The 25526-nt window shown below is 34.3% G+C and carries 26 protein-coding genes; 14 read left to right on the top strand and 12 right to left on the bottom strand.

From position 1 onward, the window contains the following. Window positions 1–37 precede the first annotated feature (37 nt). From SJY30_RS03350 to SJY30_RS03325, 6 genes are all read left to right on the top strand, one after another. A complete protein-coding gene (locus tag SJY30_RS03350) occupies window positions 38–1210 on the top strand; it encodes an ABC transporter substrate-binding protein (protein WP_396634199.1) in 1173 nt (390 codons plus the stop codon). Next, entirely contained in the window at window positions 1211–2239 is a 1029-nt protein-coding gene (locus SJY30_RS03345; RefSeq protein ID WP_396634198.1) for a FecCD family ABC transporter permease, read from the top strand. Between the two features lie 12 nt (window positions 2240–2251). After that, a complete protein-coding gene (locus tag SJY30_RS03340) occupies window positions 2252–3037 on the top strand; it encodes an ABC transporter ATP-binding protein (RefSeq protein WP_396635301.1) in 786 nt (261 codons plus the stop codon). A gap of 114 nt (window positions 3038–3151) precedes the next feature. Continuing rightward, window positions 3152–4501, top strand: a complete 1350-nt coding sequence (gene rmuC / locus SJY30_RS03335) for a DNA recombination protein RmuC (protein WP_396634197.1) — start codon at window positions 3152–3154, stop codon at window positions 4499–4501. Between the two features lie 34 nt (window positions 4502–4535). Continuing rightward, window positions 4536–4901, top strand: coding sequence for a 6-phosphogluconate dehydrogenase (locus tag SJY30_RS03330; protein WP_396634196.1), 366 nt, complete (start codon window positions 4536–4538; stop codon window positions 4899–4901). An 18-nt stretch (window positions 4902–4919) separates the two neighbouring features. After that, entirely contained in the window at window positions 4920–5465 is a 546-nt protein-coding gene (locus SJY30_RS03325; protein WP_396634195.1) for an acyl-CoA thioesterase, read from the top strand. Here the strand turns inward: SJY30_RS03325 and SJY30_RS03320 are convergent. The 3 genes from SJY30_RS03320 to zwf are packed head-to-tail and all read right to left on the bottom strand — an operon-like array spanning window position 5446 to window position 7738. Further along, window positions 5446–5727 carry a 6-phosphogluconolactonase gene (locus tag SJY30_RS03320; RefSeq protein WP_396634194.1) on the bottom strand — a complete coding sequence of 94 codons (282 nt, stop codon included), beginning with the start codon at window positions 5725–5727 and terminating at the stop codon, window positions 5446–5448. The two genes, SJY30_RS03325 and SJY30_RS03320, sit on opposite strands and share 20 nt — an antisense overlap. After that, window positions 5639–6172, bottom strand: coding sequence for a 6-phosphogluconolactonase (gene pgl / locus SJY30_RS03315; RefSeq protein WP_396634193.1), 534 nt, complete (start codon window positions 6170–6172; stop codon window positions 5639–5641). Before pgl ends, SJY30_RS03320 begins: the two co-directional genes overlap by 89 nt. 33 nt (window positions 6173–6205) lie before the next feature. Beyond that, window positions 6206–7738 carry a glucose-6-phosphate dehydrogenase gene (gene zwf / locus SJY30_RS03310; RefSeq protein ID WP_396634192.1) on the bottom strand — a complete coding sequence of 511 codons (1533 nt, stop codon included), beginning with the start codon at window positions 7736–7738 and terminating at the stop codon, window positions 6206–6208. A 184-nt stretch (window positions 7739–7922) separates the two neighbouring features. Here zwf and gndA point away from each other — a divergent pair, with 184 nt between their 5' ends. Genes gndA through SJY30_RS03295 form a run of 3 tightly spaced genes read left to right on the top strand, consistent with a single transcriptional unit; the run spans window position 7923 to window position 10259 of the window. Next, window positions 7923–9323, top strand: a complete 1401-nt coding sequence (gndA, locus tag SJY30_RS03305) for an NADP-dependent phosphogluconate dehydrogenase (RefSeq protein ID WP_396634191.1) — start codon at window positions 7923–7925, stop codon at window positions 9321–9323. Window positions 9324–9333: 10 nt separating this feature from the next. Beyond that, window positions 9334–9873 carry a DUF3124 domain-containing protein gene (locus SJY30_RS03300; protein ID WP_396634190.1) on the top strand — a complete coding sequence of 180 codons (540 nt, stop codon included), beginning with the start codon at window positions 9334–9336 and terminating at the stop codon, window positions 9871–9873. 47 nt (window positions 9874–9920) lie between these two features. Then, window positions 9921–10259, top strand: a complete 339-nt coding sequence (locus tag SJY30_RS03295) for a ribose-5-phosphate isomerase (protein WP_396634189.1) — start codon at window positions 9921–9923, stop codon at window positions 10257–10259. Between the two features lie 11 nt (window positions 10260–10270). On the opposite strand, the gene SJY30_RS03290 is transcribed toward SJY30_RS03295, so the two are convergent. Together SJY30_RS03290 and SJY30_RS03285 are read right to left on the bottom strand one after the other, a co-directional pair. After that, window positions 10271–11491 (bottom strand): Pycsar system effector family protein, encoded by a 1221-nt coding sequence (locus SJY30_RS03290; protein ID WP_396634188.1) that lies wholly within the window; start codon window positions 11489–11491, stop codon window positions 10271–10273. Between the two features lie 39 nt (window positions 11492–11530). Then, complete coding sequence (locus SJY30_RS03285) at window positions 11531–12808, bottom strand: hypothetical protein (protein WP_396634187.1); 1278 nt, start codon at window positions 12806–12808, stop codon at window positions 11531–11533. A gap of 216 nt (window positions 12809–13024) precedes the next feature. Here SJY30_RS03285 and SJY30_RS03280 point away from each other — a divergent pair, with 216 nt between their 5' ends. Next, window positions 13025–14650, top strand: a complete 1626-nt coding sequence (locus tag SJY30_RS03280; protein WP_396634186.1) for a long-chain fatty acid--CoA ligase — start codon at window positions 13025–13027, stop codon at window positions 14648–14650. Between the two features lie 48 nt (window positions 14651–14698). Here SJY30_RS03280 and carB read toward each other — a convergent pair whose 3' ends face one another. Together carB and rpmH are read right to left on the bottom strand one after the other, a co-directional pair. Next, window positions 14699–17551 carry a carbamoyl-phosphate synthase large subunit gene (gene carB / locus SJY30_RS03275; protein ID WP_396634185.1) on the bottom strand — a complete coding sequence of 951 codons (2853 nt, stop codon included), beginning with the start codon at window positions 17549–17551 and terminating at the stop codon, window positions 14699–14701. Window positions 17552–17640: 89 nt separating this feature from the next. Next, a complete protein-coding gene (gene rpmH, locus SJY30_RS03270; protein WP_036155072.1) occupies window positions 17641–17802 on the bottom strand; it encodes a 50S ribosomal protein L34 in 162 nt (53 codons plus the stop codon). 267 nt (window positions 17803–18069) lie between these two features. Between rpmH and SJY30_RS03265 the strand changes: the two genes are divergently transcribed. Further along, window positions 18070–18585, top strand: coding sequence for a DUF2892 domain-containing protein (locus SJY30_RS03265; protein WP_396634184.1), 516 nt, complete (start codon window positions 18070–18072; stop codon window positions 18583–18585). A 2-nt stretch (window positions 18586–18587) separates the two neighbouring features. On the opposite strand, the gene SJY30_RS03260 is transcribed toward SJY30_RS03265, so the two are convergent. Next, window positions 18588–19544, bottom strand: a complete 957-nt coding sequence (locus SJY30_RS03260; protein WP_396634183.1) for a lytic transglycosylase domain-containing protein — start codon at window positions 19542–19544, stop codon at window positions 18588–18590. Between the two features lie 65 nt (window positions 19545–19609). After that, a complete protein-coding gene (locus SJY30_RS03255) occupies window positions 19610–20260 on the bottom strand; it encodes an alpha/beta hydrolase (RefSeq protein ID WP_396634182.1) in 651 nt (216 codons plus the stop codon). 189 nt (window positions 20261–20449) lie between these two features. On the opposite strand from SJY30_RS03255, the gene SJY30_RS03250 reads away from it, so the two are divergent. After that, window positions 20450–20746, top strand: coding sequence for a GNAT family N-acetyltransferase (locus SJY30_RS03250; RefSeq protein WP_133687887.1), 297 nt, complete (start codon window positions 20450–20452; stop codon window positions 20744–20746). Between the two features lie 34 nt (window positions 20747–20780). Here the strand turns inward: SJY30_RS03250 and mtaB are convergent, their stop codons facing one another. From mtaB to SJY30_RS03235, 3 genes are all read right to left on the bottom strand, one after another. Then, entirely contained in the window at window positions 20781–22109 is a 1329-nt protein-coding gene (gene mtaB, locus SJY30_RS03245; protein ID WP_396634181.1) for a tRNA (N(6)-L-threonylcarbamoyladenosine(37)-C(2))-methylthiotransferase MtaB, read from the bottom strand. Between the two features lie 85 nt (window positions 22110–22194). Continuing rightward, window positions 22195–23370 carry a GlmU family protein gene (locus SJY30_RS03240; RefSeq protein WP_396634180.1) on the bottom strand — a complete coding sequence of 392 codons (1176 nt, stop codon included), beginning with the start codon at window positions 23368–23370 and terminating at the stop codon, window positions 22195–22197. Between the two features lie 146 nt (window positions 23371–23516). Further along, window positions 23517–23786, bottom strand: coding sequence for a type B 50S ribosomal protein L31 (locus SJY30_RS03235; RefSeq protein ID WP_276492597.1), 270 nt, complete (start codon window positions 23784–23786; stop codon window positions 23517–23519). A 182-nt stretch (window positions 23787–23968) separates the two neighbouring features. Here SJY30_RS03235 and SJY30_RS03230 point away from each other — a divergent pair, with 182 nt between their 5' ends. Further along, complete coding sequence (locus tag SJY30_RS03230; RefSeq protein WP_396634179.1) at window positions 23969–24496, top strand: DUF4199 domain-containing protein; 528 nt, start codon at window positions 23969–23971, stop codon at window positions 24494–24496. 46 nt (window positions 24497–24542) lie between these two features. After that, window positions 24543–25502, top strand: coding sequence for a glycosyltransferase family 2 protein (locus tag SJY30_RS03225; RefSeq protein ID WP_396634178.1), 960 nt, complete (start codon window positions 24543–24545; stop codon window positions 25500–25502). Window positions 25503–25526: the final 24 nt, after the last annotated feature.

The following is a 25526-nucleotide window of genomic DNA, read 5'->3' as shown; positions in this document are numbered from 1 at the left end:
GTTTAATCTTTCCACGTAAACTTTTATAATACTACTTTTGAAAAATAGACGAACTACCACTATGTTTAAAAGCTTACTTTTTATAGGTTCCCTTCTTTTTTTATGCGGATGCAAGCAGAAGAAAAAAGAAACAATTTTCAATAATGCCAATGATAGCAGTACTTCTATAGAATATGCCAATGGTTTTAAAATTGAAACCCAAAGCAATGGTATTACTATCATTAAGGTCTTAAAACCTTGGGCAAATGCAGAGACTACACACACATATGCTTTGGTTCCTAAAGAAATACAAGCAAGCATCACCTTAAACAAAAATGATTATGATGCCATAATTGCAACTCCTGTAGAACATATTGTGGTGACCTCTACAACTCATATTCCAGCTTTAGAGGAATTGGGAGTTTTACATCAACTTATTGGCTTTCCAGATACCAAGTACATTTCTTCTTTAGCTGCACGAAAATTAATTGATGCCGGAAAAATAAAAGAATTAGGCATCAATGAAAGTTTAAATACCGAAGCTGTTCTTGCACTGCAGCCAGACTTGATCTTCGGCTTTGCAATCAATGACGGTAACAGCACCTATGAAACTATACAACGTGCTCATATTCCGGTAATATATAACGGCGATTGGGTAGAAGAAACGCCCTTAGGAAAAGCGGAATGGATCAAATTCTTTGCTCCTTTTTTTAATAAAACCAAAAAAGCCGATATTATTTTTAATAAAATTGAAACTTCTTACCTAGAAACAAAAAAACTAGCTGCTGAAGTTGAAAATAAGCCTACGGTTTTGAGCGGAGCCATGTTCAATGATATCTGGTATTTACCTGGCGGAAAAAGCTGGGCTGCGAATTTTCTAAAAGATGCCAATGCAGATTACCTTTGGAGCGCTACAGATGAAAACGGAAGTCTTTCTTTAAGCTGGGAGAGTGTTCTTGATGTGGGTAAACATGCCGACTACTGGATCGGACCTGCACAATTAGCCACTTACAAAGAAATGGAAGCATCAAGTCAGCATTATACACAGTTTGATGCATTTAAGAATAAAAAAGTATTTACAACCGCAAATACAAAAGGTGAAACTGGTGGAACTTTTTATTATGAATTAGCCCCACAGAGACCAGACCTTGTATTAAAAGATTTAATCCATATTTTACACCCTGGATTATTACCCGATTATGTACCCTATTTTTTTAAACCACTGCTTTAATTGTCAAAACAATATACATATAGCTTTCATTTTATAACCTTGCTGGTAGTATTGCTTTTATGCTTTGTTATCAATATATGTTTGGGCTCTGTAAACATTTCGTTTATTAAGACAATACAAGCATTATTTGGAACGGTTACTGAAGATTCTTCTTATTATATCATTTGGGAATATAGACTACCAAAAGCCATAACAGCCATATTGGTCGGTGGCGGTCTCTCACTTAGCGGATTGTTAATGCAAACCCTCTTTAGAAATCCTTTAGCCGGACCCTATGTACTTGGTATTAGTTCTGGTGCTAGCCTGGGTGCCGCCCTATTAATTATGGGGACATCGCTGTTTTCTGGCGTATTCACCTTTTCAACCTTCAATGATATTTCCTTGGCGATTGCATCTAGTCTTGGTAGCTTTTTGGTATTATCATTAGTGCTTGTGGTTGCGGCAAAAGTAAAAGATACCATGGCTTTACTGATTATAGGGCTTATGTTTGGCAGTATTACCGCTGCTATTGTTAGCGTACTTTCTTATTTCTCTAAAGCTGAAAAATTGCAACAATACATTTTTTGGTCTTTTGGCAGCCTAGGTAATTTATCATGGATGCAATTATTGATAATTGCGCTCTGTGCGATAACAGGTATTTTTCTCAGCATCATATCCATAAAACCACTAAATGCTTTTTTACTTGGTGAAAATTATGCCAAGAGTCTAGGGATAGGGTTGAAAAAATCGCGGTACATCATCATAGTAGCTACAGGGTTACTCGCAGGATCTATTACCGCCTTTGCCGGACCTATTGCCTTTGTAGGCTTAGCCGTGCCACATATTAGCAAACAAATATTTAATACTACAGATCATAAAATTCAAATTCCTGCCGTACTTTGCTGTGGCGCCATTTTAATGTTACTATGCGACACCATTGCTCAACTACCTGGCTCGGTGAGTGTTTTACCAATAAATGCCATTACTAGTATTTTTGGAGCTCCGGTGGTAATTTGGTTATTGGTTCGTAAAAGAAAAATGATATTCTAACTTTAAACTGACATCATCACTACAAGCACAAAACATAGCACACTTTCAATCAATCAATTAACCGTTGGGTATGATGACAAAGTTATTGTTTCCAACATTTCTTTTGAATTGATTAAAGGAGAACTAGCGGCTATTGTTGGTATCAACGGAATTGGAAAATCTACTTTATTACGCACTTTAGGCAATTTTCAACCAAAAATTTCCGGTTCTATATTAATTGAGGGAAAAGATTTATCTACTTATAATGAAATACAATTAGCATCTAAAATAAGTGTAGTTCTTACCGAATCTATTGCATCAAAAAATTTATCTATTTATGAGCTATTGGCTTTAGGCAGACAACCATACACCAATTGGCTAGGTAAATTGACCGACGATGATATTTCTATCATAAATAACAGTATTGACCTTTTAGAATTAGAACCTTTTCTAGATAAAAAATGTTTTCAACTGAGTGACGGACAGTTGCAACGTGTACTTATAGCCAGAGCTTTAATTCAAAATACCGATATTATTTTGTTAGACGAGCCCACTACTCACTTAGATTTATACCACAAAGTTCAAATTTTAAAGCTGTTAAAAACTATTGCCCATAAAACCAATAAAGTAATATTATTCACAAGTCATGAAATTGAACTTGCTATTCAATTATGTGACAAAATGTTGATTTTAGACGGAAGAGAAAATGCATTTGATGAGCCTTGTAAATTAATAGAGAACAAAAATTTTGATACCCTATTTCCTAAAGACACCATTTCTTTTGATGCAAATACCGGTTCTTTTAGAATTAAAAAGTAGTTATTTCATCATTTATAAGAAATTCAATTAGGTATGTTAATTAAAAACAGACCACCTCTTTTAATCTTTACTGCCCAAACAAGTATCTTTACCTGAGAATATTCCAATACATTAATGAACGAAATTTATATTTACTTGATCATCGGTATCCTCTGCCTTGCCATTGGATATTTTTTAGGTAATTATATTCAGCTTTTAAAAACAAAATCTAGGCAAAGCACATTAGAAGAAAGAGAGCAGCAAATGCTCAATAACCTTTCTGTTTTTCAAGATAGATTAAAAGATAGCGAGACACAAAAAGTACAACTACAGTCAGACAAAGAACAGTTAGGCAACCAAATAGTTCGTTATCAATCGGATATAGAAAATTTACAGCTTAAGAATAGAGAGCAGAAAGAGGAAGTTGAAAAGCTTCAAGAGAAATTCACTAAGGAATTCGAAAATCTTGCCAATAAAATACTGGAAGAAAAAAGCTTAAAATTTACAGAACGAAACGAGAAAAACATCAAAGACATTCTTACTCCATTAAATGAAAAAATTCTTCTTTTTGAAAAGAAGGTTGAAGAAAGTCAAAAAGAAAACATCAGTATCCATTCTGCCTTAAAAGAGCAGTTACTTAATCTACAGACCCAGAATATAAAAATTACTCAAGAAGCAGAGAACCTGACTAAAGCATTAAAAGGTGACAGTAAAATGCAAGGCAATTGGGGCGAGCTTGTATTGGAGCGCGTATTAGAGAAATCGGGTTTGGAAAAGGACCGCGAATACAACGTGCAACAAAGTTTTACTCGTGAAGATGGTAGCCGTGTATTGCCAGATGTTATCATAAACTTACCAGATGGCAAAAAAATGGTGGTGGATTCTAAAGTATCCTTAACCGATTACGAGCGTTATGTAAATGCTGAAGATGATTTTAAAGAGAAGTATTTAAAAGACCACCTAAACTCATTAAGAAGGCATGTAGATCAACTATCCGCCAAAAAATATGAAGATTTATATGAAATGGAGAGTCCGGATTTTGTTTTAATGTTCGTACCCATTGAACCTGCATTTGCAATTGCCATCAATCAAGATAGTTCTTTATACAATAAAGCTTTTGAGCAGAATATTATTATTGTTACTCCTTCAACACTTCTTGCTACATTGCGCACAATTGATAGTATGTGGAATAATGAGAAGCAACAACGAAATGCTATTGAAATAGCGCGGCAAGCTGGTGCTCTTTATGATAAATTCGAAGGCTTTGTTGGCGACTTAATGAAAGTAGGCAAAAAAATGGATGATGCTAAGGATGAATACCGTGGCGCAATGAACAAATTGGTCGATGGGCGCGGTAATATTATCACTAGTATAGAAAAGCTTAAAAAAATGGGTGCGAAAGCGAAAAAATCCATTCCGGAATCTCTAATTAAACGTGCCGTTGAAAATGACGATTTCGAAGAAGAACCTAAATTAAAATTATAAAACCATCCATTAATTATATATTAAAACTAAACACATGAAAAAGATAGTATCATTACTTTTATTAAGCGTAGTAGTTATCGGTGCGCTGTATTATGCCTTTATATACTTTGTTACCTTTAGTGAAGGTGTACGTTCAGGAGAACTTATTAAAATAAGCCGTAAAGGAGTTATAGCTAAAACTTGGGAAGGCGAAATAAGCCAAGGTATTTCAGGCGCTCAAATATTCTCTTTTTCAGTATTGGATAAAGACAAAGATGTAATTGAAAAGTTACAGGAATATCAAGGTCAATATGTTAAAGTAAGTTACGTAGAACGTTATGCAACTTTCTTTTGGCTGGGTGACACTAAATACTTTGTTACCGAGGTACATGCAGAAAAATCACCTCATTTTAGAAATTAAGAAAGAAATAGAAAGACCATGGAAAAATTTAAAAGTGTAAAAGCGTCTAGAGTTTCTATTACAGAGTTAATGCTACCTTCCCACTCCAATTTTGGAGGAAAAGTGCATGGCGGGTATATATTGAACCTAATGGATCAAATTGCCTTTGCATGTGCTTCTAAACACTCTCAACAGTATTGTGTAACCGCTTCCGTTAACCGAGTAAACTTTTTAAACCCTATTGAAGTTGGCGAACTAGTAACCTTGAAAGCTAGTATAAACTATACGGGTAGAACTTCTATGGTAGTTGGTGTTCGTGTAGAATCAGAGAATATTACATCTGGCACTAAAAAGCATTGTAACTCGTCGTACTTTACCATGGTAGCAAAGGGAACAGATGGTAGAAATGTTCCCGTACCAGGTTTAATTATTTCTGACGACCAAGGTATTAGAAGATTTGCTCGTAGTAAATACCGTAAGCTAGAGGCTCAAGAAAGAGATACCAAATTTGAATCTAAATCCTTTAATTCAGAAGAATACATTAAGGAATTGGAATCTGAAAATATCAAGATTGAAATGAAGTAAGAAGCTTTGCCGCGGCAGCATCTAAAAACCAGACCAAGTCTTTTGTTTTAGGTGCTACGTGACTTGCCGGATAATCTAAATATCCTTCTTCCCTATCCACTATTATTTTCACTTTTTCAGCCTTACTTTCCCCTGTTACCAAGAAAGCAACAGTTTTAGCATTGTTTATGATTCTACCAGTAAGAGATACGCGTCTTTGACCGGATTCTGGGTGAATGGCCAGCCTCACAATTATCTGGAGAAACCCAAAGATTAATTTCATGAGGAAATATTGATGCCGTGTGCCCATCGTCTCCCATACCAAGAATCACTAAATCGAATTGAGGTAGACCTAATTCTTTTGGCAATTCTTTATCCAATAGCTCGCCATAACGCTTAGCTTCCGTTTTTGGATCATCTTCACCTTTTATTCTATGTATATTTTCTTCTGGTATATCTACCTTAGAAATAAGGTGCTCAACGGTCATTTTATAGTTACTTTCATCATCGGTAGGTGCTACACATCTTTCGTCTCCCCAATATAAATGAATGTTCTTCCAATCTACATCATCAGCAAATTCCTGCGCTAGAACATCAAATACAATTTTAGGGGTACTGCCACCTGATAAGGCAATATGAAAATCTTTCTGAGTACCCGATTTTTCAATCAAATACTTAGAAAAGTCTTCAGCAACCTTTACTTTATTTTGATAAACTTTTAATTCCATCTTAACTAAATACTTTAATTAACTTTCCAACAACTAGCAAATTACACAGTAACCAGATTCATCTGCCAAATTCTCGCAAGGGTTTCTCCACTCGCCTACACCTTCAATAAGCTCATTTGCATTCTCTGGTCCCCAAACTCCGGCCGCATAACCGTACATTTTAACATCCTTACCGTTATTCCAATAATCTAAAATTGGATCAACAAATGCCCAAGCAGCCTCTACTTCATCTGCTCTTGCATATAAAGTAGTATCGCCTTGCATTGCATCTAACAACAAACGCTCATAAGCTTCCATTACATTTGTTTCTGTTAAACTAGAATAATAGAAATCCATATTCGCTCGCTCAACCTCAAACCCCTGCCCCGGAACTTTTACTCCGAACTTAATTAAAATACCTTCATCTGGTTGAATACGAATGACCAACTTGTTATCCTTATTGCTGATACCAGATTCTTTAAAAATTTGATGATGCGGTGTTTTAAAATGTATGACCACCTCGGTTACTTTAGTAGGCATGCGTTTTGCCGTTCTCACATAAAAAGGAACATCTGCCCAACGCCAATTATCTACAAAGAACTTAACTGCCGCAAAGGTTTCTGTGGTTGAATTTTTATCGACTCCGTCTTCTTCGCGGTATCCTTTTACTTCTTTACCTTCTATTTTAGAAGCTACATATTGAGCTCTAATGGTATTTTCATAAAGTGTCTTTTCATCGTTCATTATCTTGAGGGACTTCAATGCCTTCAATTTCTCATTACGAATTTCTTCTGCATCAGCACTTAACGGAGGCTCCATTACGATTAGCGCAACAATCTGCAATAAATGACTCTGAAACATATCTCTTAATGCTCCAGATTTATCATAGTATCCACCCCTTTTTTCAACACCTACACTTTCAGCATTTGTAATTTCTACATGGTGAATATAATTTCTATTCCAAAGTGGCTCAAAAATGCTGTTGGCAAAACGAGTTACCAATAAATTCTGAACTGTTTCTTTTCCTAAATAATGATCGATCCTAAATATCTGACCCTCTTCAAAATAGGTGTGCAAACCATCATTTAGTTCTTTAGCTGATTCTAAGCTATAACCGAATGGTTTTTCGACAATAATTCTTCTCCAACCGGTAGTTTCATCATTTAGACCCTGATCAGACAAATTTTTTGCTATCGGTTCATATAAACTTGGTGGTGTAGACAAGTAAAACATGTGGTTGCCTTGCGTACCATATTTTTGATCTAAATCTGAAATACGCTTTTCTAAACGCTCGTACGATATATCGTAATCCGAACCCAAATCTTCATAAAAAAGCTTATCAGCAAACTTCTGAATATAATCCGCATCAAATTCTTCACGCTCCTTTTCCAAATAAGGGCTTTCTAAAACCACCTTATTCCTAAATTTTAAATCGCCTAAATCACTCCTACTTACACCCAACACCACAAAATTATCAGGTAAGTCATTTCCCTTATATAAATTAAATATAGCCGGTATAAGTTTTCTTGCCGTTAAATCTCCAGATGCCCCAAAGATTACGAGCATATGATTTTCTGTCTTTTTCATTATAGGTTGATATTCTTTATTCTTCAAATATCTTAAAAAGTAAGCCATTATCGGGCGTTATTAAGATACAATTTGGATTTAAAGTCAATATTTTAAATTATTTTTGGTTCACATTATGTTACTAACAATAAATAATTAAAAATTGTAACATTTTGATGTATTCTAATTATAAAACATTCAATTTATGTACGATTTTGGTTTAGTAGGTCTTGGAGTAATGGGACAAAATTTTATTCTCAATGTTGCCGACAACGGATTTTCTGCCTACGGATATGATTTAGATGATGAGAAAGTAGAGGCTTTAAAGACCTTAGGAGGAGATGTAGACAAAGTTAGTGCATCTAGCAACATAAAAACATTCGTAAAAAACCTTAAGCAACCACGTAAAATAATGCTTTTGGTACCTGCTGGTAAAATTGTTGACGGAGTTATAGAATCACTATTACCACATATCGATAAAGGAGATATTATTATTGATGGTGGAAATTCTTTCTTTACCGATACCGACAGAAGAGAATCTTATTTGCAAGAAAAAGGAATTAACTTTTTTGGCGCAGGAGTTTCTGGTGGTGCAAAAGGTGCCCGTAAAGGCCCTAGTATTATGCCAGGTGGTTCAAAATCTGCTTACGAGCATATTAAACCAATTTTTGAAGCTGTATCCGCTAAATATAACGGCGAACCATGTGTTGCTTATTTAGGTCCAAAATCTGCCGGTAACTACGTAAAAATGGTTCACAATGGTATAGAATACGGATTAATGCAGTTGACTTCTGAAATTTATGATGTTCTTAAAAAAGGAGGAGATTATAATAATGATGAATTACATAGCACTTTTGCAAAATGGAATTCAGGAAGATTACAATCTTTCTTAGTTGAAATTACTTCTGAAATTTTCGAACAAAAAGATGATTTAACAGATGGTAGCTTAGTTGATCAGATATTAGATAAAGCAAAACAAAAAGGAACCGGTAAATGGACAAGCCAAAATGCAATGGACCTCGGTATTCCTGTACCGTCGATAGATGTGGCTGTTAGTATGCGTGAACTTTCCGCTTTAAAAGACGAAAGAATTAAGGCCGACGCTTTATATGACAGACCAACTGTAGTGCATATGGATAAGGAGAAGTTAGAAGTTCTAACAGAAAAGGCATTATACTTCTCGTTTATAATCACCTATTCTCAAGGTCTGCACCAATTAGCAGATGCCTCTAGAGAGTATGGTTACGACTTAGATATTTCTGAAATCGCTAAAATATGGAGAGCAGGTTGTATTATACGTGCCGGTTTATTAGCAGATATTACAGAGGCATTCAAAGCTGAACCTACATTGTCAAATCTATTACTTTCTCCAAATTTTGTAGATAACGTAAAAGAAACGGTAGGTGCTGCAAGAGAATTGGTTGCATTTGGGGCTAAAAACGGTATTCCGTTACCTGGCCTATCAAATTCACTTACCTATTTTGATGCGTATACATCAAGTAAATTACCATTAAACCTAATTCAAGCGCAACGAGATTACTTTGGATCTCATACTTATGAGCGTTTGGATCGTGAAGGTATTTTTCATACAGAATGGGAAGATTAAATAACATCATTTGAAAAAATTACATATATCTTTTAGTAGCATTTGCCTTTTAGCTGTTTTCACAACTACAATACTATCTTGTAAGCAAAAATCTAAAGAAGAGGTTCCTGTAGAAATACTGGATAATCATACTTTAGACAGAACGGCAAATGCTACTTTAAATGATTCTCTTACCAGGCAAGTGTATGTTCCTATATATTCTGATATTTACAATCAGACCAGAGATTCAAGAACCTTGCTTACCGCTACTTTGAGCATTAGAAATACCAGCTTAAAGGATAGTTTGTTCGTTAGTAAAATTGACTATTACAATACGGAAGGTGATTTGGTACGAAGTTATATTGACTCCCCTATTTACCTAACCCCAATGGAATCTATAGATTATGTTATTGAACAACAAGATACTTCTGGTGGTAGTGGCGCTAATTTTTTAATTGATTGGTATTCCAAAAAACGATTGAACCCATTGTTTCAAGCTGTAATGGTTGGCGGTTTAGGTGCTCAAGCCTTTTCTTTTACTACGGATGGAATTGAGATTATCGAAGAATAGCTTTTACTACTAAACAGAACTAAAGTCTTATTATCACACTAACCTACATGTATTCTATTTATATTATTGAATTGTCTAAAAAAGTGTTCACCGAAAACAAAAAATTTCGGGAAGCTAATCCGCAGTTCAACGGAGTATTAGAATGTTTATATGTTGGTATGACCAGTAAAACACCAAAAGAACGTTTTAACCAACATAAGAACGGTACTTTAAGCAAAAAAGGGCACAACATTTCTTCTAAAATTGTACAGAAGTACGGTTTATATTTAAGGGGTAGCCTATTTAATCACCTAGACCCTATAAAATCAAGAGCTGAAGCATTAAAAATGGAAGAGCAGCTGGCGCTTGAGCTTCGCCGCAAAAGATACGCAGTTTGGTACAATTAGGAATAAATCGGTTATTTTGGCAGAGGTGTTACAGCATCTAAAAGTTCATCTTCCATACCGTAATATTTTAGTGCAAAGCCAAATGCTATAACAGATAAAATTACACCAATTAGAAATACGGTATACGTCCACCGTAATAACCTATATTTCTCTTGCAATACTTTCCCCAGATAATACAAATCCATACTCAAAGAATCATAAATAGATTCTTTATTTTTTATAATATCTCTTAGTTTCGATTTAAAGTCTGCCAGCTCCATAGTATGAAAATTTCCGAAGAACAAGAAATTGGTATCCTTCTTCTTAATTTCATCTACTACAACATTTGTATTATCCACCTTTGGTCTTGTTGCCAGTACTGACATAATCATTGAAGCGATGCTAAATAGAACAAATATTACCGTTGGATAAATGAGATATGAATTTGAAGGGGAATCCAATTTTGGTATCAAATTTGCCAATAACAAAGAAATGATAATTGCATTTACAGACAATAGAATATTCGCCTTGGTATCTGCAATATCACTCAATTTAATATGATTTCTAAGCTCTATACGATATAAGGATTGAATAGCCCTTTGCGGACTCTCATCTTTTAACCTAGCCTTTAAAATTTCTTTTTTTTCTGTTTTTTCAGCTTTCTGTAATCTAGATATTAACGATAAGATATTTTCTTCTTTCTGCTCTTGCCAATTTTCCTTCGCAAAGTCGGTATAATATCGATGCTCTATTCTAAGCTTTTCTAAATAATTTAATCTCCATGTATATAAATCAGGATTGTTGTCATTAAAATTCTCCAATTCCAGTCGCAATAATTGAAGCAGCTCTTCAAAATCTTCAGATGCGTAAAACCAGGTACATACATCCTTTACAATTGCTTCGGCATCATTGATAGGTTTATCATTTTTCCATGCACTTTCTATTAATTGAACTACAACATCAATATCTTTTTGTACACATTTTTTTTCCTTCAAAAAAGTAGTAGCCAAATGTATACTTTCTTGAATATAATTATCGTAATCTATAGCATAACCTGAATGAAGAAACCATATTGCCAAAAGTACATTATTTGCATTTATACTTTCATCAGTTGAAAATTCCAATACCTTTTTGGCTTTGTTGACGGTTTTATTTGCATACCCCTGACTATGAAATAGAAAGTTCTTATTCATCTGTTCAGACAACAAATTTTTTATATATTTTTCAGATGCTACTACGGTAGTTTCATTCATAACTTCAAGTTTGTTGCTTTTTAAAATTTTACGCGAAGACTACTCTCCAATACAATTAAAACATGTCATTTGAGCTTCGGTCATCTTCCCATCTTCAGACCCTTTTAAAGCTTTGGTCAATACTCCACTTTTTACTAAATCTTGTTGAAATAAAATAGCATAGTCTATAAGATGGTCTCGTCTGCTTTTAATTTTAGTAATGAGTTCTTTTCCATCCAATTTATAAATCTCATCTGGCCATACAGAGAAAGATGACGCTATAGCCTCATCAGTTAATAATTGCTGTAATTTTTTAGCCTCTTCTTCAAATACAGATTGTGGAATATCTCGCATAAAATAAATATCAAATGGAGAAATAAGACCGGACAAAAAATCGATTTCTTTTTCAAAAGATTGCACTTCTGGCAGAAATGCGTTATTAGAAATTATAGTTGGTAAAACACCTTCTAAATTAAAAAAGGCATTATCTCGATCACATGGTAACGGAATTGCATTTATAGAATCCCCAACATGCTCTATTGCCCAACCCCATTGCTTGGCATGACGATCCCAATCACCTATCAACAAATCAAATAAACGTGCTCTAACCAAAGAACTTACATTAATACTAACTCTGTTCGGATACTTAATTTTCAACTCCTGTAACTCTTCTGTATCCATTAAAAAATCAACATTTTTAATGTTCAACCAGTTTGCATTTCCCTTGGTTTCATATTCTAAGAGAAAAAGTCGGTTCCCATATTTAGCATTATAATCTGATAACTGCTCCTGCTTTGGCACAAATACCAACTTTGGATTTGTGTTTAGAATTTTTGCTTTTTCCGAAAGTTTTGCTACCACCAATGCAGCATAAGGGTGTTGTGCAGAAATACCATCCACAACAATATTTTCTATACCCAATGTCTTAGCTACTTTTGGCACTAAAGGCGAAGGGTCTTTAGAGACACTACGCAATGTCATTAAAGTACCATCATCCTTTTGCAGTTTTAAAGAGTGCGTTTGTTTACCGCCACCTTCTTCCAAAACCTTTACATTACCAGACATATCATTTAAGTACAAAATAGGAACGCTAACAGGTGCAGACCATGCCTTTCTATACTGCTCGCCCTGCATTACGTTTTTTAGACTATTACCTTCATATAAAGTACTTGCCGCAACTAGTACAGAGTCATATTTTTTAAAATCAATTTCATTAACATCAGCAGCACCTATAATTTCACAAGTATCAAATATTCTATCAGTACTAGATAATGACCAATAGGTCAATCCCAAGAATACCGATAATAAAAGGACTACAATGAATACTACTTTTTTCAATCTCTAGAAATTTATTTCTTCGAAACAAGTTTACAGATAAATAGTAGTTATGGATTATCTGATAAAATTATTTTTTTAATCTAAAAGAGTATACGCCACATTATGAGCGAACCATAATATATTCACTACTTATAATGTTAAAATTGTGACGATTTCTCATTTTAAATTCATTAAATTTATTGGTCAAGCAATTATTATAACTTAAAGCATGCTTTTATGAACGGATTAATAATGGATTACCCACTAACCACCACTACCATATTAAATTATGCAAGGAGTGCTTTTCCTGACAAAAAATTAATCTCTTATCTACCAGATGGAAGCCGGCATGAATACACCTACGGTCAGTTATACAAACGCTGCTGCCAGCTTGCCAATGCATTGAGGAATAAACTCGGTATCACTAAAGGCGATATGGTAGGCACTTTTGCTTGGAACCACTATCAACACGTGGAACTGTATTATGGAATTCCTGGTATTGGTGCCGTCTGTCATACAATCAATATCAGATTATCATCTCAACAAACAGAATTTATCATCAATCATTCTGAAGATAAGGTCATTTTTCTTGATGCTACCTTGGTTCCCCTTTTAGAAAAAATTGCACCTAAATTAGAGACCGTTGAAAAGTTCATAATCATCAACGCCCCAAAAGGTTTTACTACAACCCTACCAAATATTATACATTATGAAGATTTAATTGGAGAGCAATTGGAATCTATAGAATGGCCTGAACTAAATGAAAATGATGCCAGCGGTATGTGCTATACCAGTGGTACCACTGGCATGCCTAAAGGCGTGCTATACTCCCACAGATCTACCTATTTACACGCAATGACAATTCTCACACCAAATGCGGGCAATTATAGCAACAGGGATATTATACTACTCATTGTTCCTCAATTTCATGTCATGGCTTGGGGTTTTCCTTACATGTGTCTTTTAACAGGTTCAGATATGGTCATGCCCTCTTTACACTTAAGACCAGATGCTATTATTAGAATTCTAGAAAGCGAGAATATAAATAAGGCCAACGGCGTACCATCTATTTGGAGAGGTGTTTATGAGGAAATGAAAAAAAATCCGCCAAAGAAGAAATTGGCTTTAGAAGAATATTTAGTTGGTGGCTCAGCATTATCGGCAAGTCTTATAGAAAACTTTGAAAAGGATTTTGGTATAAAAGGGGTTCAAGCCTGGGGTATGACAGAAACCTCTCCACTTGGCACCGCCAGTAGACTTCAGAAAAAACATGAAAGCCTAAATGAAAAAGAGCAAATTAAAATACGAGCCAAACAGGGAATTGAATTTCCAGGTATAGAAATGCGCATTGTTGGCGATGACGGAAAAGTAGCAACACGAGATGGTAAAACGATGGGAGAATTACAGGTAAAAGGTGCCTGGGTTATTAAGTCTTACTTTAAGACCAATAGCAGAGACAATTTCACTAAAGACGGTTGGTTTAGAACAGGTGATGTCAGTACTATTGATGAAAATGGATATATGGAAATAACCGATCGAACAAAAGATTTGATTAAAAGTGGTGGTGAATGGATTTCTAGTGTTGCTCTGGAATTAGCTTTAATGTCTCACCCAAAAATTAGAGAAGCTGCCGTAATTGCCATACCTGATAAAAAATGGTCAGAAAGACCTTTGGCTACATTAGTTTTAGCTGATACTGATAATCATGTATCTGTTGAAGAACTAAAAGAATATTTAACTAAAGATTTTGCCAATTATCAAATTCCCGAGAACTATACCTTTATTGATGAAGTACCAAAGACCAGTGTAGGTAAATTTGACAAAAAAGAAATAAGGAGATTATACGCAGAAGGGAAACTCTAATATCTTTAAAGTTTCCCTCCTACTTATAACATCAGTCCTATAATCGGACTATTTACTTAAGTACATTTTACGTCTAGCATAAAGGTTATAAAACTCATCATCTTTTAAGCTATCAATAAATAAAATGCTTTCTCCTGTACTTTTCATTTCAGGACCTAAATTCTTATTTACATTAGGAAATTTGTTGAAAGAGAATACCGGTTGCTTAATTGCAAATCCTTCTAATTGAGGATTGAAATTAAAATCTTTAACTTTCTTCTCACCTAACATCACCTTAGTCGCATAATTTACATAAGGTTCTTTGTATGCCTTTGCTATAAAAGGAACCGTACGAGATGCCCTAGGGTTCGCTTCAATAATGTAAACGATATCATCTTTAACAGCGAATTGTATATTGATAAGACCTACGGTGTTTAGAGCTAAGGCAATTTTCTTAGTATGATCTTTAATCTGTTGCATTACAAATTCACCTAGATTAAAAGGTGGTAAAGTTGCATTAGAATCTCCGGAGTGAATTCCACAAGGTTCAATATGCTCCATAATACCAATAATATACACATCTTCTCCGTCGCAAATGGCATCAGCTTCCGCTTCAATTGCTCCATCCAAATAATGGTCCAACAACAACTTATTGTTTGGTATTTTTCTAAGAAGATCTACAACATGCTCCTCTAGTTCCTCTTTATTAATTACAATTTTCATTCCCTGACCACCTAAAACGTATGACGGTCTTACTAAAAGTGGAAAATCTAATTCATCTGAAAGCGTCAGTGCCTCATCTGCAGTTTCTGCAACACCGAATTGAGGGAAAGGAATATTATTTTCCTTTAAAAGATCAGAAAAGTTACCTCTGTCTTCCGCCAAATCTAATGCCTCAAAACTAGTTCCTATTATCTTAACACCATATTTAGAAAGCTTTTCAGCCAACTTAAGAGCCGTTTGCCCACCTAACTGAACAATTACCCCCTCTGGTTTTTCATGGCGTATAATATCATAAATATGTTCCCAGAAAACTGGTTCAAAATATAATTTATCTGCGGTATCAAAATCGGTAGAAACCGTTTCTGGGTTACAGTTAATCATAATAGTCTCATAACCACACTCAGCAGCTGCCAATACACCATGTACACAGCAATAATCAAATTCAATACCCTGACCAATTCTGTTTGGTCCAGATCCAAGAACTACAATTTTCTTTTTATCTGTTACTATACTATCATTTTCTACATAACGGGTACCATCAGGTTTCTCTATTTCTTCTTCAAAAGTAGAGTAATAGTATGGTGTCATTGCCTTAAATTCCGCAGCACATGTATCTACCAATTTATAAACTCTATTTATGTTAAGCTCGGTACGTTTATTATACACTTCACTTTCGTAACAATCTACCATATGGGCAATTTGTCTATCTGCAAAACCTTTTTGCTTTGCTTCTAACAATAGGTCTTTTGAAAGTGTGGCAATCGTATACTTAGAAATCTCTTTTTCCAAAAAGTAAAGCTCTTCATATTGCTTTAAGAACCACATATCTATCTTGGTGATTTCATGTATGCGACTTAAAGGAATTCCCATTTGTATGGCATCATAAATAACAAAAACACGATCCCAACTTGGTACAGTAAGCTTGCTAATGATTTGCTCGTAATTCTTATAACCTTTTCCATCGGCACCTAAACCATTACGTTTGATCTCTAAAGATTGTGTTGCTTTATGAAGTGCTTCTTGAAAAGAACGCCCTATACCCATTACTTCACCCACAGATTTCATCTGCAAACCTAAAGTGCGGTCAGAACCTTCAAATTTATCAAAGTTCCAACGTGGTATTTTTACAATTACATAATCTAACGTTGGTTCAAATAATGCCGATGTTGATTTTGTAATTTGATTGTCCAACTCGTCAAGCGTATAACCAATAGCTAATTTAGTTGCTACTTTTGCGATAGGATAACCTGTCGCTTTTGAAGCCAATGCCGATGATCTAGATACTCTAGGGTTTATTTCAATTGCTATAATTTTCTCTTCTTCGTCCGGACTAACAGCAAACTGTACATTACATCCTCCTTCAAAATCACCTATACTACGCATCATATGTATAGCCATATCACGCATTTTTTGGTAAGTCCTATCCGATAGGGTCATTGCTGGTGCAACTGTTATAGAGTCTCCGGTATGGATACCCATTGGATCCATATTCTCAATAGCACATATAATAACAACATTATCATTTTTATCCCTAAGAAGCTCTAACTCATATTCTTTCCACCCCATAAGGGCTTTATCGATCATCACTTCATGAATTGGGGAAATCTCCAGACCATAACTCAACTGCTCATCAAAATCTTCTGGTTTATAAACAATTGACGCTCCTGCACCTCCTAATGTATATGAAGCTCGTATTACTAATGGAAAACCAAACTCTTGAGCTATTTCTTTACCTTTTAAGAAAGATGTCGCTGTTGCCTGTGGTGCCATGCCAACACCTATTTTTAACATTAGTTCTCTAAATTGCTCTCTATCTTCAGTAATGTTAATAGCATCGATATCAACACCTATCAACTCTACACCGAAATCTTCCCAAATTCCTTTTTTATCTGCTTCAATACAAAGATTCAATGCCGTCTGACCTCCCATAGTTGGTAAAACCGCGTCAATCTGAGGGTGTGCTTTCAAAATCTCTAAAATTGATTTTGTAGTCAATGGTTTTAAGTACACATGATCAGCCATTGAAGGATCTGTCATAATCGTTGCAGGATTACTATTAATTAAAATAGTCTCTATACCATCTTCACGTAACGAACGTAGAGATTGACTACCTGCATAATCGAATTCACATGCTTGACCGATAACAATAGGACCTGATCCTATTAGTAAAATGGAGTTTAAATCTTTTCTTTTTGGCATTTTATAACAATTTAATATGGGAATTGGACAAAAAAAAGGTGCTACTTTCAGAAAAGTAACACCTAAATATTTTTAAAACAATGAAATCATTATTTTTTATGGCTTGGTTCAGAGGAAACAGTTAATTTCTTTCTTCCTTTTGCTCTTCTTCTTGCAAGAACTTTTCTTCCATTAACGGAAGCCATACGCTCACGAAAACCGTGTTTGTTCTTTCTTTTTCTCTTTGATGGTTGAAACGTTCTCTTGCTCATCGCCTATATAATTAAATGCTTTGTATTAATTTTGAAATTTGCCCTTTTCATTGGACGGGTAAAACTGGGCGCAAATATACAAAGAGTTTTTGCTTTAGCAAGGGTTATGAAAAAAAATATTTTTATAAATCCGTACGTCACAAAACGAAGCTTTTGATTAATTTTGCCCGAATTGAAATTTAGCGCTGTAATCGCTTTATTTTAATAGGGTTTCAATAAAAACCAAAAAGCTTTTTTAACCATCAACTAGATTAATAAACTTAAAATATGTTCAATAAAAATTTAAAATTAATCATAGCCGGACTCATAATCGCCTATTCTGTGTATCAATTTATAGAAGGTAATATTGGAAATGGCATATTTTTAATCTTGTTATCCTTAATTTTTATCTTTCTTTATTTTAGAAACGAGATTATTCTTTTAGCTTTTTTAAAAATGAGAAAGCAAGATTTAACCGGTACTAAAAATTGGCTAGATAAAATTAAAAATCCTGAAGCGGAATTAACTGTTAAACAACAAGGATACTACAACTACCTACACGGCATCATTTTTTCGCAAACCAATTTGACCCAAGCAGAGAAGTACTTTAAGAAAGCCCTTAAACTTGGATTAACGATGGATTATGATGTTGCTATGGCTAAATTAAGCTTAGCAGGTATATCAATGCAAAAACGCCGTAAGAGAGAAGCAACTATGCTACTAAACGAGGCTAAGAAATTGGATAAAAATAATATGTTGACGGATCAAATTAAAATGATGCAACAACAAATGAAGAAAATATAATTCTATTTAGTTTCTCTGTAATATCCTTTATTAGGAATTTCTATAGTATACTTTTTACGAGAATTATTATTTAAATGCGCCTCTCTCAACCAAGGATTGTGGCGCTTTAAAATTTTATAGTTGATTTCATATTCTTGTGCAAAATCGGCAAAATTACTTACTGGTTTATCTATTTCAACATTGAATGTCGGTACCGCTTCGTACATATCTTCTTTTTCGATATGAAAACCATACTTTTCTGGATTGGACAAGATTTCTTTAATTGCCATAATTCTAAATACATATCTACCGGTTTCGCTACCAAGTAACAAATCCCAGTAATTATCTACTTGCTGAATACCCATGTATTTATTAATAGCTCCAGGACCTGCATTATAAGCTGCTGCAGTTAAAGCCCAACTACCATATTTATTTTTCCATCTATTCAAATATTTACAAGCTACCTCTGTAGACTTTTCTAAATGGTAACGCTCGTCTACGTTTGAGTTCACTTCTAACCCATACTCTCTACCTGTTTCTCGCATTATTTGCCAAAAACCAGTTGCACCTGCTGGCGAAACTACATTTGTTAAACCGCTTTCTGCTACAGCTAAATACTTAAAATCATCTGGAATGCCATTTTTCGCTAAAATTGGCTCAATAATAGGAAAGAATTTATTTGCTCTTTTAATCAATAGAACTGCATTAGATTGCCAATACGTATTTACCAAAAATTCGCGATCTATACGCTCCAATATTTCAGGATCTGACTGAGGAACAACTTCTCCTGCAAAATTTAGGTTCTCTGGTATATCTATAGATGATATTTTATAAGCTTTAGCTACATTTTTCTGAACACTATCATTTACAACCACTTTGTCATTACTTGCAACGCCATCCGTATTTCCCACAGCAAATATCAATGTACCCGCAACAAATACAACACCCAACAACATCAATATATTTTTAATAGTCTTCATGAATTTTATCTTTTATTTTATTTCTATCAACTTTCTTGTCTTTCAAAGGTATATATAGAACTATTTTATTCCAAAATAATTGTTGCCAAGTTCTCGTTAAACCACTTTGCCCTATGTATGATCATGGTATGGGTGCCGTTGGATACAGGAATGCAGTTACTAATATTTTCTATAGGAAAAACGGTATCTTTTTCGCCATGTATATGCACTAACCTCTCACATGGTACCTCTTGCTTCCAATTTACCAGCTCGTTTATAGACCAATCTATATAACCTTTGTCTCTTACGGATAAATACTTTTCATATAACGAAAGACGCTTGGTTACACTTTCACCAAAAGCATACTTTGCAAGTAATTCTACATTATTGACCAAACCTGTTGGAAGAAGTTTATGAACACTCGTATATCTTGCAAACAACATACGTTTTGGCAACTCATACCTTGTTTTTACGCTAGAAATAATTATCACCTTTCTAACATCAATGAAATTAGTCATTTCTTGAACTAGGAGCCCTCCCAATGACACCCCTAGCAACACCACGTTCTTATGCTGTATTTTACTACACATATGTTTAGCATATTCACTAAACGAAATACCCTTTGTAGGAATATTCCATTCTAGTAAATGAAGCTTAAAACTTTCATCTGGAAGTTTGATATACTCAAAAATAGCAGGACCTGCTGCCATACCAGGCATACAATACACATGAATCATAATAGCTAGTATAGTTACGAAACGTATTAAAAACTAGGAAATTAAGTATTTTTTAACTACTTTTGTAAGATAATGCGAAAAACTCATGTATTCACATGAGTTATATTCTGTACGGCATTTATTAAAGACTAATTACGATATGAGAACATCGTAATTTTTTTGTCTAATAACAACACTAAAATTATCTATATGAACGATGTTATCATTAATGACAACTCTTTTCTGCGTCAATTCGAAACTACCGTAGATGGTCATTTAGCCAGAATTGAATATTCTTCTCAAGAACGCAAGGTATTCCTTACCAAATTAGTTGTTCCAGAAGAAATTACAGATGAAGATTTCAGAGAAAACTTTATCAAAGCCGTTCTAAGTATTATTCAAGAAAGAAATCTTAGAGTTGTTCCAACAAGTCCTCATATAGCAGGATTTCTTCGTAAAAACAGAAGACAGTACAAAGAGATGTTACCAATTGGTATTCGAATCTAAAAAATTTAAAAGCCTTTCAATTGAAAGGCTTTTTTTACGCTTCTATTTTTTCATTTACAAATTCGAATCTCACTAACCCATCTGCATCAATCTCGGTAAGCTTTACTTCATGCAATGTGTTTACCAATTCTGGATTCCATGGAGATTTCACTTTTACGTAATTCTCGGTAAACCCGTGAATATACCCTTCTTTATTTTCCCCTTCAAATAACACCGTTAATTCATTTCCAAGCTGACTCTCATAGAATGCACGTCTTTTCTTTACTGATAGTCCACGCAACATTCTACTCCTTTTACTCCTTACCTTATTAGGTACTACACCATCCATAGTAGCAGCAGGCGTATTATCTCTTTCTGAATAAGTGAAGACATGTAAATACGAAATATCTAAATCATTCAAAAAATGATAGGTTTCTAGAAAATGTTCCTCGGTTTCTCCCGGAAACCCCACAATTACATCAACACCAATACAGCAATTTGGCATTACCTCCCTAATCTTTTCAACCCTTTCTTTATAAAGGTTGGTCATATAGCGACGCTTCATCAACTTTAGAAGATCATCACTCCCACTTTGTAAAGGAATATGAAAATGGGGTACAAAAGTTTTACTTTGAGAAACAAACTCAATTGTCTCATTCTTTAATAAATTTGGCTCTATAGATGAAATACGCAAACGATGAATACCATCTACGTCATCTAATGCTTCAACCAATTCTAAAAAAGTATGCTCATGCTTTTTATTACCAAACTCACCTTTACCGTAGTCACCTATATTTACTCCGGTTAAAACAATTTCTTTAATTCCTTGCTCAGAAATATCCGCAGCATTTTTTAAAACATTTTCTAAAGTATCGCTTCTAGATATGCCACGTGCTAACGGAATTGTGCAATAGGTACATTTATAATCGCACCCATCTTGAACTTTCAAGAAAGCTCTTGTTCTATCGCCAATAGCATAACTACCAACGTAAAAATCAGCATCGGCTATTTCACAAGAATGAACCTTGCCGTGATCATTTTTGGTTAAATCATTTATGTAGTCAGTGATTTTAAATTTTTCCGTTGCGCCTAAAACCAAATCTACTCCGTCTACATCAGCTAATTCTTCTGGTTTTAATTGTGCATAACAACCAACAGCTGCTACAAAAGCATCAGGATTTATCTTTTGTGCTTTTTTTACAATAGTTTTAAATTTCTTATCGGCATTATCGGTTACAGAGCATGTATTAATTACATACATATCCGCTTCTTCTGAAAAATCTACCCTATCAAACCCCTCATCTGCAAAACTACGGGCTATGGTAGAAGTTTCCGAAAAATTCAACTTACACCCCAAAGTGTAAAAAGCCACCTTCTTCTTCATCTAAATAATCTATTTGAATGTGCAAAAATAATTAAACTAAACTCAGCCATAAAATTCCAATTCGCTGAATTTCAGACTTAACTACTTAATACTTTCTCCATTTCTTTGTTAATTCGAAAACGTGGGTTAGAATATCAGCTTCAACTTCATTAAACTCCACCCCTCTTCTAGCCATCATCACCTTAGCAGCATCAAATGCTTTTGCTGGCTGATATGCCGTAAACCCAGACGCTCCGCCCCAGCTAAAACTTGGAACAAAATTTCTAGGAAATCCTGGAACATATATATTGGAATTCACCCCAATTACCGTTCCCGTATTAAACATGGTATTAATAGCGGTCTTACTATGATCACCCATCATAAGTCCGCAAAACTGCAATCCCGTTGGCTCAAAACGCTCTGTTGCGTAATCCCACAAACGGACTTTAGCGTAATTATTTTTAAGATTGGAATTATTGGAATCCGCGCCAATATTACACCACTCTCCTAGTACGGCATTCCCTAAATAACCTTCATGACCCTTACTTGAATATCCAAAAATGACGGAATTACTTACTTCACCACAAACTTTACTATAAGGTCCAATAGTAGTAGCACCATAAAGCTTACCTCCCATTTTAATTATAGCATTATCACATAGCGCTAAAGCTCCACGAACAAGACTACCTTCCCAAATTTCAGCATTCTTTCCTAAGTAAATAGGTCCGTCAGTAGCATTTAAAATACTAAATTCCACCTTCGCTCCCTCTTCTAGGAATATACGCTCTGGATGTATTAATTTATTGGTATCTGAAATTGGCTGACTCTTTCTTCCTTTTGTAATAAAATCGAAATCAGACTGTAAGATATCTGCATTTTTATCGAAAATATCCCAAGTATTATTGATTTGAACCAAATCATTTTTGAATTCTATAACAGTAAAACTACTTAACTCATCAGAATTTTTAACCGATGCACTAGAATAAGCTATTATTAAATCACCTGACTTTACTACCTCATTCTTTTTTAACGAATGAATTGTTTTTATTAAACTATCGGACGGCAAAACCGAAGCATCTATGAATATATTTGAATCTTCTAATTTAACCGGATACTTAATACTCAAATATTCTTCAGTTAAAGAAGTTACTGAGACCTTTAAATAAGCTTCCCATCGTTCTTTCAAGGTCATTATACCTATACGTATTTCAGAAACGGGACGCGTAAATGTAAAAGGTAAAAGATGATTCCTACGAGGACCATCAAAAAGAATAAAGTTCATACAAGATGATTTTTTTTTTCAAAATTAACAAATAACCCTAAAGCATCTATACATTATAGATAACTTCCTTTATTTAAAAGTTAAATGCAAAAGAAACGCCTTCGAAAATTTCGAAGGCGTTATATTTATTAGAAGAAATAAAAATACTATTCTTCTTTTTTCTCTTCTTTAACAAATTTCTTGTACTTGTTCTTGAACTTATCGATACGACCTGCTGTATCCAATAATTTAGATTTACCAGTGTAGAAAGGATGAGAAGTTCTTGAAATTTCCAATTTAACTAATGGATACTCAACTCCGTCAACTTCTAAAGTCTCTTTAGTATTCGCTGTTGATTTTGTTAAAAATACCTCTTCGTTAGACATGTCCTTAAAGGCCACGATTCTATAATTTTCTGGGTGTATGTCTTTTTTCATTTTAAAAACTTTAACGCACCCATTCCGACGGGCACTCATTTTAAGGCTGCAAAAATAGTGAAATTCTACAAACAGACAATTACAAAACTAAAAAAAATATTAAAATTTAATTTTATCACTTTTGTAACATATTATCTCAATAACATACTAATATACAAAACAACCTATAATCATTATATATCATGGAAGAAAATCAACCTAAAACAGGAAAATTTGCAAGAACATACGGCTTAGTATTAGGTATACTTACCATCACCTTTGCCGTAATGCTATATGTAGCAGGCTTACAATACGAACAAAGTCTTGCGCTATTTGCTGTGAATATAAGCATAATGGTAGGTGTAATTGTATTTGGAATTTACAAGTTCAGAGAGGCGAACAACAATTTACTGACCATAAGCGAGGCAATAAAAGTTGGAATAGGTATTGCTTTGATTGGAGCAATTATAGGAATCATTTATCAAATGATATTTATAAATGTTATTGAACCTGATTTCATGACTAATATGATGGCTGCCCAAAAAGCGGAAATGATTTCTAAGAACCCTAGTATGACCCAAGATGAAATTGACGCAGCTGTCAAAATGATGGAAAACTTTTCTGGTCCATTTTTAAGTGCTGCAATTAGTTTAATCAGTGCTTTATTTTTTGGGCTAATAATTTCCCTTTTAGGTGGTTTAATCTTGAAAAAAGAAGAAGCTGCTTATTAATGCTAAGTAATTGTAGTATTTTTGGAGACAATACCAGAAGTCGCGCATGCAATTATCAATAGTAATTCCTTTACTTAACGAAGAAGAGTCACTTAAAGAACTTCATGATTGGATTGTATCTGTAATGCAATCCAATCATTTTTCATATGAAATACTGTTCGTTGATGATGGTAGTACAGATAATTCTTGGAATATCATTTCAGAATTGTCAAATCAAAATCCTTCGGTAAAAGGAATCCATTTTTTACGTAACTACGGAAAATCACAAGCATTACATGCCGGTTTTAAAGCCGTAAGCGGAGATGTTATTATTACTATGGATGCCGATTTACAAGATAACCCTGAGGAAATTCCGGAGTTATATCATATGATAACCAATGAAGGCTATGAATTGGTTTCTGGATGGAAAAAGAAACGGTACGACTCTATCATTTTTAAAAACACACCATCAAAACTATTTAATTGGGCAGCTAGACGCACATCTGGCGTACGACTTCATGATTTTAATTGTGGCTTAAAAGCATACGCAAAAGACGTTGTTAAAAACATTGAAGTCTCTGGTGAAATGCATAGATATATACCCGTGCTTGCAAAAAACGCAGGTTTTTCTAAAATTGGAGAAAAGGTCGTAAAACATCAAGCTCGTAAATACGGTAAAACAAAATTTGGAATGGAACGTTTCATTAATGGATTTCTAGATTTATTGACCATTTGGTTCGTATCTAGATTTGGTAAACGACCTATGCACTTATTTGGCGCGTTAGGCGTTTTAATGTTTTTAATCGGGTTTGGATTCGCCATCTATTTAGGTATAGATAAGTTATTCATCAACAAGTTTGGAAGATTGATTACAGACCGCCCACAATTTTATATTTCACTGATAGCCATGGTCATAGGAACTCAGTTGTTCTTAGCAGGGTTTATAGGGGAAATATTAATACGTTCTAAAAAAGAAGAAAAAAGATATATCGTTTCAGAAGAATTAAACACAACACTTTTAGAATAGTAAAATTCTTACTAACTTAAATGC

Origin of the sequence: Maribacter sp. R86514 (genome assembly GCF_044597005.1) — a bacterium.
GTDB lineage: Bacteria > Bacteroidota > Bacteroidia > Flavobacteriales > Flavobacteriaceae > Maribacter.
The sequence above is the reverse complement of the archived record's forward strand: the minus strand, read 5'-3'. Positions and strand labels throughout refer to the sequence as shown.